This is a genomic window from Actinoplanes oryzae, assembly GCF_030757795.1.
In the GTDB taxonomy this organism is placed as follows: domain Bacteria; phylum Actinomycetota; class Actinomycetes; order Mycobacteriales; family Micromonosporaceae; genus Actinoplanes.
This window is the reverse complement of the sequence record NZ_JAUQWH010000086.1, coordinates 1-12,464: the sequence shown is the minus strand read 5'-3', so window position 1 is coordinate 12,464 and position 12,464 is coordinate 1. Positions and strand designations below refer to the sequence as shown.

Sequence of the window (12,464 nt, the reverse complement as noted above, 5' to 3'; positions counted from 1 at the left end):
ACCGCAGCAGACTATCGAGGGGAAGGGGAAACAATCCATGACGATCGCTGATCGCTGGCCGCTGCCCGACCGGCGCGACGCGGCGCAGCTCTTGAGCGACCAGCCGGCCGTGCGCCGCCAGGTCGACAAGCTCAACCGCTCGGAGACCGAGACCGCCAGCCGCCAGGAGCTCATCGAGGTGCTCGACCGCATCCGCGTGCGCGCGCAACGCGCCACGGGCCCGGGCTCCAGGCGGTTCCTGTCGCTCACGCCGCCCGAGGAGCCCCACACGGTGCTGATCGCCGAGGGCGAGCTCGTGATCGACGGCGACGACGACCAGCTGGCCGCGTGCCGCGAGGTGCTCCGGGCGTACACGGAGGTGCCCGGCCGGGCCCGCCACCGCCGGCGCCGCACCCGGGTCTTCCGCCGCACCGACGGCGACGCCCGCGCGCTCGGCACCGACGCGCAGCGGCTGCGCGACACGGCCGGCGTCGAGGTCACGCAGAACACGATCGTGCCGCTCGGCTACATCATCAAGGGCGACTCCTATCCGGGCAGCACCGTGGCGCCGGCGGCCTTCGCCACCAACGGCGCGACCGCCCCGGTGCGGGTGGCCGTGATCGACACCGGCCTGACCGCCGTCACGCGGGGGGACGGCTGGGACACGGGCATCGTGCGCAACGGCATCGACCCGCTCGACGAGGCCCTGCCCAAGGGGCGCATCGACTGGTTCGGCGGGCACGGCACGTTCGCGGCCGGCATCGTCCGGCAGATCGCCCCGGACTGCGAGCTCGTGGTCTACCGCTTCACCGGCCAGGACGGCACGGGCACCGACGACGACGCCGCCGACATGCTGCTCAAGGCGGTCGACGACGCGGCGGGCAAGCGCCTGATCATCAACGCCTCCTTCGGCGCCCCGGCGGTCGGCGGCACGCCCCCGCTGGCCCTGCGCGAGGCCGTCCGGCACATCACCACCGACCACCCCGACGTCCTCATCGTCGCCAGCGCCGGCAACGACGGCCGCGACACCCCGTTCTACCCGGCCGCCTTCGACGGCGTCGTCGGCGTGGGTGCGCTGACCAGCGGCCTGACCGCGGCGAGCTTCTCCAACAAGGGCAACTGGGTCGACTGCTCGGCGGTCGGCGTGGGCGTCGTCTCCACCTTCGTCACGGGCCTGCTCCCGCCGGAGGACGACCCGGACAAGCTGGGCCCCGACGTCACCTTCGGCGCCGACGCCTGGGCCACGTGGAGCGGCACCAGCTTCTCCGCCCCGCAGGTCGCCGCGGCCGTCGCGGCGCTGTGCGGCGAGGACGCGAGCCTGAGCCCGCGGGCGGCCTACACGGCGCTGACGACCGGGCGGCCGAGCCTGCCGGGCTACGGCAAGCTCGTCCACTTGCTGCGCGGCACGCCGCTCTGACCGCACTCTCACCGGGGGGTGAGGCGTCGCCCGGGTACCCGGTCAACGGGTGCCCGGGCGGCGCTGCTTGGTGACCTTCGGCCGACTGGCCGCGCTGTCCCGCGGGCCGGATTTTCCTTGGCTTTTCTTGGCGGCCTGGACTTTCCGCCGGCGGGGCGCGCCGCCTCGCGGGCCGGGTTCTTCCTGGCCGGGCGGAGGCGGCCCGGGCTCCCGTTCTGGGGTGCCCGGGCGGCGCTTCGTCGTCAGACGAGGGTCCAGCGGGTGGCGACGGCGAAGGCTCCCCCGCGGCGGACGGTGAGGCTCATCGGGCCGGGCGGCACGTCCTCCAGCACGAAGAAGCCGCCCTCGTCGGCGGGCACCTGCTGCACCTCGGCGGTGCCGGGCCGGCGCAGCTCGATGTCGGCGGGCTCCGGCGGGAAGAGGTGACCGGACAGGCGGCGGAGCTCCCCCACCGCCTCGACTTGTACCGCGACGATCACCTCGTCCTGGCCGCGCTCGTCGACCACTTGGAAGGTGAGCTGCCGGGGCTGCGGCACAGTGGCCGAGCCGCGCACGGCAAGCGGTTGCCACTCGGGGTCGGGAGCGGCGGAGTCCTCGACCAACTCGGCCAGCTCCGCGTCGAGATCGCGGAGGATGAAGCTCGCCTTGGCCAGCGCCACCAGGTCGCGCGGGGCGGGGTCCACCTCTCGCAGCAGCGCGCCGAGCCGGGCCAGCAACAGCTGATCGTCCCGCTCCTCGCCCGGCCCGTCGCCCTGCGGCGATGGCGTCCCTGCCTGCGCGCGGGGTCGCGCCTCCTGCGCGTGCGGTCCGTCCCCTTGCGCGCGTGGCTCGTCTGTCCGCACGCTTGGCGGGGCTGCCTGCGCGCGTGGCTCGTCTGCCTGCGCGCGTGGTCCGTCTTCCGGCGCGCGTCGCTCGTCTGCCTGCGCGCGTGGTCCGTCTGCCTGCGCGCGTGGTCCGTCTGCCTGCGCGCGTGGTCCGTCTGCCTGCCCGGGGCCGGGATGGCGCTCGGGCCCGGGCTGGGGGCGCTCTCCGGCGGGATCGGGGGGTCCGGAGGGGGCGGTCGGGTCGGTCACGGGGTCTCCTCGGGGAGGCGGGGCGACGCGGTGCGTAGCGTGTCCATCACTCTCACGAGTGCGATCCCTCGTCCTCGATACGTTCTGTCAGGAATTTGCGCAACTGGGCCAGGCACCGTTTCCGGGTCGGGCCGAGGCTGCCGATGGGGATGTCGAGAGAGCTGGCCGCCAGTTCGTACGACGGCCGCCTGTCCTCCGCGTCGACCACCAGCACCCGCAGCACCCGCTGGCACCGGGGCATCAGCCGGTCGAACGCCGCCCACAGCTCGGCATCGCGCGCCTCGACCAGCATGGGCAGCTCGGGGTCGCCCTCCGGGCCGGCCTCCAGGTCGAGCAGCCAGGTCTCGTCGACGGGATGGGTGCGCTTCGCCCGCCGCAGCGCCGCCCGGGCCTCGTTCCGGCAGGTGGTGCCGAGCCAGGCGCCGAACGCGGCATGGTCCCGCAGCGTCGACAGGTTCTCGAGCGCCCGCAGCCACGTCTGCTGGAACACGTCCGCGGCGTCGGCGGGCCCGAGCCGGTAGACCCGGCAGATCGCCCACACCCGGTTGCTGTACCGCTCGACGAGCCCGTCCCAGGCGTCCGCGCTGCCCTTGAGCGCCCCTGCGACCAGCACCGCCACGTCCTCGTCGCGGGCCCGGTCGCCGCCGGCAGCGCCGTTGGCCGCGGGTTCACCGAGCGCGTCGCGGTCGTACGTGGTCGCGCCGTCACCCGGGTGCAGCACCTCGTCGTCGTCCCGCCGGCCCACCGTCATCGTCGCCCCCCACTGGATCTGGCGGCGCCCCGGCCGGCCCGCTCCGCCCCCGCGCGCGCCCCGATCCGTGATCCCGCCGTGGCCGCCCGGATCGTCCATCGGCGGCCATAGATGTGCCGATTCACCATAGACCACGAAGTCTGCCGGACAGCCCGGGGAAACGGCGAAACGGGCTTCATTCAAGCCGACCGTCCCCGCCGGACGGAACACCGCACCTGTGGGGTCTCCGCCTCCGGCCGGCCGAGGTCCGCCGCCGAGCGGCCGGCCCGGCTGCCCGGGCAGACGATCGACCCCGGCGGAAGGGGCCGCGGACCTGCCCTCGGGGCCACCGCGGTCACCGACGCCATGACCGGCGCGCCGCCCTGGTGGTGTGCGCACTCTCACGCGCCGCCTTGGAGACCGTCCGGGCCCTCGGCCGCGCCCACCGTCACCCTCGTCGGCCTCCGCCGCGGTCGTGCGTGCATCTCTCCCGCCAGATGCCGGCGCAGGGGCTCCGCCGGTCGCCGGAGCGCCCGCCTCGAGGCCGGCGTGACCCGGGAAAAGTAAGCGCCGCTGCGAATTCCACGGGGGAAGAACTCGCAACGGCGTGCCCTGAACGATAGTCCATGCCGGAGGGCGCCGTCCATTCGGCCGGGCCGTGAGCGCCGCCCCGGCGCGCTTTCGGGACACCACCCGCGCTCCGGGGACACGATCGGCGCGGCGGCGTTGATGACAGCGCCGTTAAATGTCGGGTCGTCAGTCATTTGACTCAAGGCGGCGGGGCGCCGGGCGGGCAGGGTGGGATGGGGGCGGCCCCGGCGGCCGTCCGGGAGGAGACCGACGATGCGCACGACGACGCGGGCGATCACGGTGGCGTTGCGGGCCACGGATCCGCTGAGCCTGGCCGGCCTGGCCCGGATGCTGGCCGACGACCCCGCGGTCACGGTCGCCGCCGGGCCGGGGACGGACGCCGACGTGCTGGTGCACGCGGCGGAGCGGGTCGACGCCCGGGTCGTTCCGGTGCTGCGCCGGTCGTCGATCGAGACGCGGCGCCCCGTCGTCCTGGTCGTGGACGAGATAAGCCGCGACGAGATGCGGCTCGCCGTGGAGTGCCGCGTGGTCGAGGTGCTGCCCACGGTCGCCGTGACCGCCGAGCGACTGGGCGCGAGCATCCGGGCGGCGGTGGGCGCGGGTGGTCATCTGCCGTCGGGGCTGGCCGGACAGTTGCTCGAGCACGTGCGGCAGCTGCGGTCCGAGGCGCTGCAGGAGACCGGTCTCGGCGCGTCGGGCCTCACGCCGCGGGAGGTGTCCGTCGTCAGGCTCCTGGCGGAGGGCCTGGAGACCGCGGAGATCGGGACGCGGCTGCACTGCTCGGAGCGTACGGTCAAGAGCGTCATCAGCGGGATCATCCGCCGCCTCGACCTGCGCAACCGCTCCCACATCATCGCGCACGCCATGCGCTACGGCGTGATCTGACCCCGCCCGGGCCACCCCTGCGCCGTGATCTGACCCCGCCCGAGCCACTGCTGCGCCGCCCGTGCCCGGAGCCGCCCCACCTGCTGAACCGCGCGTGCAGTCGCCCGCGCCCCGGCATATGGAGTCGACCGAAGTGGCCCACGCCCAGCACATGGCGCCCGCGCCCGGCACATGGAGTCGGCCGGAGTCGCCCGCGCCCGGCACATGGAACCCCGCGCCTGGCACATGGAGCCACCCGAAGTCGCCCGCGCGCGGCACGTGGAACCCCGCGCCCGGCACATGGAGTCGACCGAAGTCGCCCGCGTTCCTGGCACGCCGACCGGCAAATCCGCCGGATCGTGCGGTCGCCGGACACACCACATCGCCCGGCACGCCGAATCGCCGGAGGAGAGGCGGACAGTGCTCGACGGTCAGCGGCGAGGGCGGCTCACAGCAGGCCGTACCGCATCGCGTAGGCGACGATGTGCGGCCGGTTGCGCAGCCCCAGACGCTGGATGATGCCGTGGATGACCGTCTTGACCGTCCGCTCGGAGTAGCCGAGCTTCGCGCCGATCTCGGTGGTCTCGAGCCCCTCGGCCATCATCCGCACGACCTCGACCTCGCGCCCGGTCAGGCCCCCGGCGCTCAACCCGGCCTCGCGGAGGACCCCGTCGTGCAACTCCCGCAGATGCTGCAGCAGATTGCCCACGAGCCGCGGGGGCAGCACCGCGGCGCCGTCCGCTGCCGCCCGCACTGCGTGCACGAGCCGCTCGGCGGTCACGGCCCGGCGCGGCAGGACGCCCATCACGCCGCACTCGACGGCGAGCGGCAGCTCCGCGGCGCCCAGCTCGTCGACGACCAGCACCACGGGCGGCCCGCAGGACACGCTCTGCCCCGCGTCACCGGCGCCGGGCGGCGGGACGGCGGCGGGCGGCGGGCCGGCGACGGGCGGGCGGCGGAGGTGCGGGACGACCCGGTCGTCGAGGCGTGGGGCGGCCCAGACCAGGACGTCCGCGGCGGCGCCCGGGACGAGGGTCAGCTGCGGGGCGGCCCCGATCAGGCCGGCGAGCCCGGCGGTGCGCAGCGGGTCGGTGCCGCGGACGGCGACGGTGACGGTCATGACTCCCCCGAATCTCTCTCAGAGCGCACCGGCGGCTGCGGCGGCGATCTCGTGGTCCTGCTGCGGCGTGCCTCCTCCGGCGCCGACCGCGCCGATGACCACCCCGGCGGCGTCCTTCACCGGGACGGCGCCCGCGACGAAGGCGAGCGGCACGCCGGCCGCGGTCGGCAGGGTGAACAGCGGCTCGCCGGGCAGGACCGAGCTCGCCAGGTCCGTCGTCGCGGCCCCGAAGTAGACGGCGGTGCGCGCCTTGGCCAGCGACGCGTCGATCGATCCGAGAGCGGCGCCGTCCATCCGGGTGACCTGCACCACGTGGGCGCCGCCGTCGACGACCGTGATCGTGTACGGGATGCCCAGCTCCTCCGCCCGCGCCACCGCCACGTCGGTGAGCGACTGCGCCATGGACAGGGGCAGCGTGGTGGGTGAGATCTGCAGGACGGCCTGGGTCATGGGCTGCCTCCTCTTCGCCGGCTCCAGCCTGCCTCGCCGGGCCCCCGGCGTCATACGTCGGAAGACTGGCCGCCGCACGAAACGACGTGTTCTGCGTGACATGGTGCCCGGCCGGATCGCGGGCTTAGATCGAGAGCCTGAGCCGACGAAGGGAGAGCGATGACCACCCGGATCGCCGGCCGCGCACCCGAGCTGGCACAGCTCGCCCGGGCCCGCGGCTCGGCCCTGACCGGCCCGCACGCCGTGCTGATCACCGGCGAGGCGGGCGTGGGCAAGACGACGCTGCTCCGCCGGGCCGTCGCCGACGCCGCGGCGGCCGGCTTCCGCACCGTGACAGCGTCACCACCCGCACAGGCGGTGACGCCCCCAGGAGCGACGGCAGCGAAGGGCCACGCGCCGGCAGGTAGGTCAGCCGCCCACGCCGTGCTCGCAGGGCTGCTGGCGGCCGGCACTCTGCCGATGGCCCTGCGCCGTCCGCTGGAAGAGTGGCTCGCCGGCGCCCCCACCAGCGCTGTCTCCTTGCGGCTGGCGACGCTCGCAGTGGTGCTCCACCTGTGCCGCACGGCTCCCCTGGCCGTCGCGATCGACAACGTGCGCGAGGAGGACGCCGAGGCGGTTCTGCTGCTGCAGTTCGTGGTCCGGCGACTGCGCCGCGAGCGCTTCCTTCTGCTGTACGCGGCCAGCAGTCTCGAAGCGTTCGGTGCGGTCGCCGCGGAGGTGACCGTGCTGGCCGTACCCCCGTTGCCGGAGTCGGCCGCGGCGGGGCTGCTCGACGCGTACCCCTCGGCGCCGACCGGCCGGATCCGCGCGAGCATCCTGCAGCATGCCGGTGGCAACCCGTTCGCGATCCTGGAGCTCGCCCGGCGCGCCGCCGGGACGGGGCCCACCGAGCCGCTGCCCGCGCTGCGGTTCCGTCCCTCCGGTCCGCTGGCGCGCACGTTCGCCCCGGGGCTGACCGCGCTGCCGGAGGCGACACGCCGGGTGCTGCTGCACGCCGCCGCGGCCGGCGCCGACCCGCTGGGCAATGTGCTCACCGCCGCCGGGGCGGGCCTCGCGGACTGCGGGCCGGCCGAGCTGGCGGGGCTGATCCAGGTCGTGGGTGGACGGCTGACGTTCCGGCACCCGATGGTGCGGGCGGCGTGCTACTTCACGGCCGCGCCCCGGGAGCGGCAGGAGGCGCATTCCCGGCTGGCCGCGCTGCTCCCGGCGGACAGCGGTCAGCGCGACTGGCACCTGGCCAACAGCGCGGAAGCGACCGGTGACCTGATGGCGCTCGCGTTCGAGCGGGCGGCCGACGAGGCGGTGCGGGCCCGCCGCGGACTGGAGGCCGCCGGGCTGCTGCAGCAGGCGGCCGAGTGCAGCACCGATCCGCGTGCGGCGGCCCGGAGGTACGGACGGGCGGCGCAGGAGGCCCTCCGCTGCGGCGACGTGGTCTGGTCGGCGGCCCTGTGGCAGCGGGTCATCGAGACCACCGACGACGACGTGACGGTGGGCACGGCGGCGATCGGGCTCGGCAATGTGATGATGTTCCAGCCCGCGCCGCACACCTTCGCGCTGGCCGAGCGGCTGCTCCGCGCCGCCGTGCCGCCGGAGCTGGCCATCGCCCTGGGCAATGTGGCCGCCCGGGTGGTGATCGCGGACGGCGACCCGGCCGACCTGCCCCGCCTGCGCCGGATCCACGCCCGGGTCGTGGAGCTGGCCGGGCCGGCCGAGGTCCATCACGAGGCGGAGCCGGCCGACGAGGCGCCCGCCCAGCTGGCGATGCTGCACGCGATCGCCGACCCGGGCAGCTGGGCCGGGCAGTGGGGGCCGCTCGCCGCGTCGCCGATCCTGCGCACCCTCGCCGGCGACGCCGAGCGGTCACGCCTGATGAGCGTCGGCGGGGTCGCCCTGGCGCTGGACGAGACCGGCATCGCCCTGGACCACTACCGGCGGGCGCTGCACCACGCCCGCGCCGACGGGTCGCTCGGGCTCACCCTGATCATCGCCGTGGCGCTGGCCGAGGTGCTGTTCGACCTGGGACTGTTCGAGGAGGCGGAGGCGGTGCTGACCGAGGCCGACGACGCGGCCCGGGCGGACAGTGTCATGGGGATCCGGCGCCGGCTGCTCGCCCAGCACGCCGCCCTGGCGGTTCGCCGCGGCCGGCTCGACCGGGCCCGGCAGCACCTCGACGCCCTGGGCCCGCCGCGCCCGGAGGACGACTCGATGGTCCGCATGCTCGCCCACCGGGCAGCCGGCCGTTACGCGGCGGCCACCGGCGACCCGGCCGGCGGCTACGAGCGGCTGCGGCTGATCTTCGCCCCGGACGGGACCCCGCTGCACTACCTGTGGTGCTCGTGGACCGTGGTCGAGGTGGCCGCCGCGGCCGTGGCGGCGGGGCGGCAGGCCGAGGCGAGCCGGCTGCTGCGGGCCGCCCGGGAGAAGCTGTCGTGGCTCAGCCCGCGCCGGCGCTGGTCGTGGGACGCCGCGCTCGCGATCCTGGAGCCCGGCGACGACGGGGCTTGCCTGGCTGAGCTGCTGGCGGCGCCAGGGTCGGCCGCCGACGGGCCCTACGACGTCGCCACCGTCGAGGTGCACCACGCCGACCGGCTGCGACAGCGGCGCCGGGTGGCCGAGGCGCGGCCCTGGCTGCTCTCGGCCCTGGACACCTATCTGAAGATCGGCGCGACGGCGGAGGCCGATTCCGTCCGGGCGAAGGTGCGCACCACGGGGATTCGCGCGGCGGGCACCGGCAACGCGGCCTTCGACGAGCTGACCGCCCAGCATCAGCAGATCGCGCGGCTCGCCGCCCGGGGTCTGTCCAACAAGGCCATCGCGGATCGCTTCGGGCTGTCCCCGCGGACGATCGGCTTCCACCTCTACCAGATCTATCCGAAGCTCGGCATCGCCCGCCGCGAGCAGCTGCGCGCCGCCGTCCCGTGGGAGGAGCGATGATCGGGCGGGCGGATGAGCTGCGGCTGCTCGCCGCGGCAGTGGCCCCGGGCCGGACGGACGGCCTGGCGGTCGCCGTCGTGGCCGGCGGCGGGCTGGGCATGACCGCGCTGCTCACCGCGACGGCCCGGGAAGCGGCGCAGCGTGGTTATCGGGTGCTGCATGCCACCGGTCGTCCCGACGAGCGGGAGCTGCCCGGGCTGGTCCTTCAGCAGCTGTTGCAGCCGCTGCGCCCGGTTGTCGTCGAGCTGCCCCCGGACGAGCAGCCGGCCGCAACCGCAGCCGTGACGCTGAGCACCGATGACGCCGCAACGCTCGCCGCCGGCGCCGAGGCGCTGCTGAGCGCGCTGGCCCGCCGCTCCCCCGTGGCCGTCGTGACCGACGACCTGCACTTCGCCGACGAGCTCTCCCGACAGGTGCTGACCCGGCTCCTGACGGACCTGCGCTGCGATCCGGTCGTCTTCCTGCTGGGGGTGCGCCCGGACCACGCCGCGCGCCTCGGCCCGGTCCCGTCCCGGCTGGGCCTGGCGCCGCTGCTGCCCGCGGACGCCGGCACGCTGCTCGCTTCCCAGCCCGGCCTGCCCCGGGGGCGCGGCCGCCTCGACCTGCACCGCCGCGCCGCCGGGCGGCCCCGGGCCCTGCTCGACCTGGCCGCGGCGTTCGCGGGCGCGTCCGACGAGGACATCCGGCGGCTCGCACCCGCGCGCACGCTGCCGATGCGCCACCGCTACGCGAGCCGGTTCGCGGCGTTGCCGGCGGCCACCCGGGAGCTGGTGCAGCTCGCTGCGGCGCGGGCCGGCGACGAGGACCTGACCGTGCTGCTCAGGGCCGCGGCCTCCGGCGCGGCGACGGCCGAAGATCCGGTGTCCGGCCGCGATGTGGCGGAAGGCGACGGGGTGACTGGCGGAGACCCGGTCACGAGGGGCGGTGCGGCGCTGCTGGAGCCCGCCGTTGAGATGGGGTTGGCGGAAGGCGACGGGGTGACTGGCGGAGACGCGGTCACGAGCGGCGGTGCGGCATTGCTGGAGCCCGCCGTTGACATGGGGTTGGCGGAAGGCGACGGGGTGGCTGGCGGAGACCCGGTCACGAGGGGCGGTGCGGCACTGCTGGAGCCGGCCGTTGACATGGGGTTGCTGGAGGTGGAGGGCTCGACGGTCCGGTTCGGTGATCCGCTGGCCGAGATCGCCGCGTACTTGTCGGTGCCCGCGGCGGACCGGGCCCTGCTGCACGAGCGGCTTGCTGCGGCGCTGGTCAGCGGCTCGGCCGCGGCCACGATGCAGGACGCTTGCGCCGCGACCGGGCCGAGCGAGGAGATCGCCGCGGCGCTGCAGCGGTCCTGTGCGGGCGGGGCGGCGTTCGAGCGGGCCCGGGCGCTGCAGTGGGCGGCCGAGCTGACGCCGGACCCGGTCGCCGCGGCTCGCCGCCATGCCGGGGCGATGGCGGGCGCGGAGGCCGCCGGGCAGGCGAGCTGGGTGCTCGACCTGTACGCGGAGGTACGCCGGCTGGATCCGGACACCGCGCGGATCCCGGGCGTGGTGCGGACCGCCACGGCGGCGATGGTGCGCACCGGCCGGATCCGGGAGGCGATGGATCTGCTGCTCGACTGCGTCCGGCACCGGCCGCCGGCCAACCGGCTCGACGGGCTCACCGTGGCGGCCACGGCGGCGTTCGTCGCCCGGGTCTCCGGTCTGGCGCAGCATCGGGCGGTGGTCGCCGAGCTACTCGCCCGGGCCGACACCCTGCCGCTGGACCGGCCAGCGGAGCCCAGCGAGCTGTCCCGGGCCGACCTGCCGATGCTGCGCGCGTCCGCCGCCGCGGTGCTGGGCAGCCATGTCATGCATCTGCAGGTTCCCCGGCTGGCCGCGGGGCTGACGGCCGGGGCGGTGCCGCGCGCGCTGCTGTTCGCGCAGGTGGCGGACGCCGGGGGTGACACCAGGACGGCTCTGGAGCTGCGCCTGAGAGCTTTGGAGGTGCTGCGGGACAGCGGCGGCGTGGCGGGTGTTCCCGAGTTGTGGCTGCCGCTGCTGACCAATCTCATCGACACCGGGCGCTGGGCCGAGGCGGACGCCCTGGTCGCCGAGGGACGCCGGGTGTGCGCGGGCGCCGACCTGCCGCTGCTGGAGCTGGAGCTCGCCGCCGTGGCGGCCAGCCTCGCCGGCGTGCGGGGTGACGGCCCGCGGGCCCGGGAGTTGGCCGAGGGGGTGCGGTCCGCCGCCGACCTGCACCAGAACGGCCGGCTGCACGTGGTGCTGCACCAGGCGCTGGGGCTGGCCGCGTTCGCGGAGGGTGACTTCGAGTCGGCGTACCGGCATCATCGCCGGCTGTTCACCGCTGACGGCGCACCCCTCGACCCGGATCGCTCCGGCGTGTTGCTGCTCGGCACTGCCCTGTGCGCGCCCCGGGCCGGGCAGACCGCGGACGCCATCCGGCTCCTGGAAGCCGCCGGGCCGCCGGACACCGTCCGCAAGCGACTGATCGCCGATCAGGTGCGCGCGCTGCTGGTCGACGACGACGAGAGCGAGACGCTCTTCCGGCGGGTGATCGACGAGCCGCTCGCGGACACCTGGCCCCTGGACAAGGCCGTCGCCCAGCTGCACTACGGCAGCCGCCTGCGCCGCCGGCGGCGGGTCGCCGAGGCTCGCGAGCAGCTGGCGGCGGGCCTGGCCGGCTTCGAGGCCGCCGGGGCCACCCGGCTCGCGGAGTTCGCGCGCGCTGAGCTGTCCGCAGCCGGGACGCCACCCGTCCCCGGTCCGCGCCGAGCAACCGATTCGCCGTCCGCCGCCGGTCCGCCGCCCGCCGCCGGTTCGCCATCCGCCGCCGGTTCGCCAACCGTTGATTCGCGTTTCGCGGCCGGTTCGCCGCCCGCTGCCGATTCGCCGCCCGTTGGTTCGCGCTTTGCGGCCGGGACGCCGTCCGCCGCCGGTCCGCGCGGCGCAGCCGGGACTTCGGCCGCACCGGAGAGCGAGGGGTCGAGCTCGGCGGACGGCGGGGTGCTGAGCACGCTTACTCCCCAGCAGCGCCAGATCGTCCGGCTGGCGGCCCGGGGGCTGCGCAATCACGAGATCGCGGCGGAGTTGCTGCTGTCGCCGCGCACGGTGGGCACGCATCTCTACCACGCCTATCCGAAGCTGGGGGTGAGAAGCCGCCGGGAGCTGAGTGCGCTGTTCGACTGACGGCGAGTGGGGAACATGCCGGCTAGGCCGCGGGCCGGGGCGGGCGGAGGCGGCAGGTGGCGAGGGGCCGGGAGGGCGGCGGCCAGGGGGCCAGGAGCGCAGCGGCCAGGGGGCCAGGAGCGCAGCGGCCAGGGGG

8 protein-coding genes are annotated in these 12,464 nt (G+C 75.7%); 4 read left to right on the top strand and 4 right to left on the bottom strand.

The window, feature by feature from the left end:
- Positions 1-37: 37 nt before the first annotated feature.
- Entirely contained in the window at positions 38-1,396 is a 1,359-nt protein-coding gene (locus tag RBH18_RS25530; RefSeq protein WP_306212143.1) for a S8 family peptidase, read from the top strand.
- Between the two features lie 242 nt (positions 1,397-1,638).
- Here RBH18_RS25530 and RBH18_RS25525 read toward each other — a convergent pair whose 3' ends face one another.
- Both RBH18_RS25525 and RBH18_RS25520 read right to left on the bottom strand, forming a co-directional pair.
- The gene (locus tag RBH18_RS25525; protein WP_306212141.1) at positions 1,639-2,238 is read right to left on the bottom strand and encodes a carboxypeptidase-like regulatory domain-containing protein; all 600 of its coding nucleotides are present in this window, start codon (positions 2,236-2,238) and stop codon (positions 1,639-1,641) included.
- Between the two features lie 283 nt (positions 2,239-2,521).
- Positions 2,522-3,220: an RNA polymerase sigma factor gene (locus RBH18_RS25520; protein ID WP_306212139.1), complete on the bottom strand. Its 699-nt coding sequence runs from the start codon at positions 3,218-3,220 to the stop codon at positions 2,522-2,524.
- Between the two features lie 822 nt (positions 3,221-4,042).
- Here RBH18_RS25520 and RBH18_RS25515 point away from each other — a divergent pair.
- Positions 4,043-4,675, top strand: coding sequence for a helix-turn-helix transcriptional regulator (locus RBH18_RS25515; protein WP_306212137.1), 633 nt, complete (start codon positions 4,043-4,045; stop codon positions 4,673-4,675).
- A gap of 427 nt (positions 4,676-5,102) precedes the next feature.
- On the opposite strand, the gene RBH18_RS25510 is transcribed toward RBH18_RS25515, so the two are convergent.
- Positions 5,103-5,774, bottom strand: a complete 672-nt coding sequence (locus RBH18_RS25510) for a helix-turn-helix transcriptional regulator (protein ID WP_306212135.1) — start codon at positions 5,772-5,774, stop codon at positions 5,103-5,105.
- Positions 5,775-5,792: 18 nt separating this feature from the next.
- A complete protein-coding gene (locus tag RBH18_RS25505) occupies positions 5,793-6,224 on the bottom strand; it encodes a GlcG/HbpS family heme-binding protein (protein ID WP_306212133.1) in 432 nt (143 codons plus the stop codon).
- A gap of 159 nt (positions 6,225-6,383) precedes the next feature.
- On the opposite strand from RBH18_RS25505, the gene RBH18_RS25500 reads away from it, so the two are divergent.
- Together RBH18_RS25500 and RBH18_RS25495 are read left to right on the top strand one after the other, a co-directional pair.
- Positions 6,384-9,158, top strand: coding sequence for a helix-turn-helix transcriptional regulator (locus RBH18_RS25500; RefSeq protein ID WP_306212131.1), 2,775 nt, complete (start codon positions 6,384-6,386; stop codon positions 9,156-9,158).
- On the top strand, positions 9,155-12,328 hold the full coding sequence (locus RBH18_RS25495; RefSeq protein WP_306212129.1) for a helix-turn-helix transcriptional regulator: 3,174 nt from the start codon (positions 9,155-9,157) through the stop codon (positions 12,326-12,328). Before RBH18_RS25500 ends, RBH18_RS25495 begins: the two co-directional genes overlap by 4 nt.
- The last annotated feature ends 136 nt before the right edge of the window (positions 12,329-12,464 follow it).

Bases quoted from the DNA above. Each gene is read 5' to 3' on its own strand.
- RBH18_RS25505 (WP_306212133.1), bottom strand. From the start codon at position 6,224: ATGACCCAGGCCGTCCTGCAGATCTCACCCACCACGCTGCCCCTGTCC.
- RBH18_RS25495 (WP_306212129.1), top strand. From the start codon at position 9,155: ATGATCGGGCGGGCGGATGAGCTGCGGCTGCTCGCCGCGGCAGTGGCC.
- RBH18_RS25515 (WP_306212137.1), top strand. From the start codon at position 4,043: ATGCGCACGACGACGCGGGCGATCACGGTGGCGTTGCGGGCCACGGAT.
- RBH18_RS25500 (WP_306212131.1), top strand. From the start codon at position 6,384: ATGACCACCCGGATCGCCGGCCGCGCACCCGAGCTGGCACAGCTCGCC.
- RBH18_RS25510 (WP_306212135.1), bottom strand. From the start codon at position 5,774: ATGACCGTCACCGTCGCCGTCCGCGGCACCGACCCGCTGCGCACCGCC.
- RBH18_RS25520 (WP_306212139.1), bottom strand. From the start codon at position 3,220: ATGACGGTGGGCCGGCGGGACGACGACGAGGTGCTGCACCCGGGTGAC.
- RBH18_RS25530 (WP_306212143.1), top strand. From the start codon at position 38: ATGACGATCGCTGATCGCTGGCCGCTGCCCGACCGGCGCGACGCGGCG.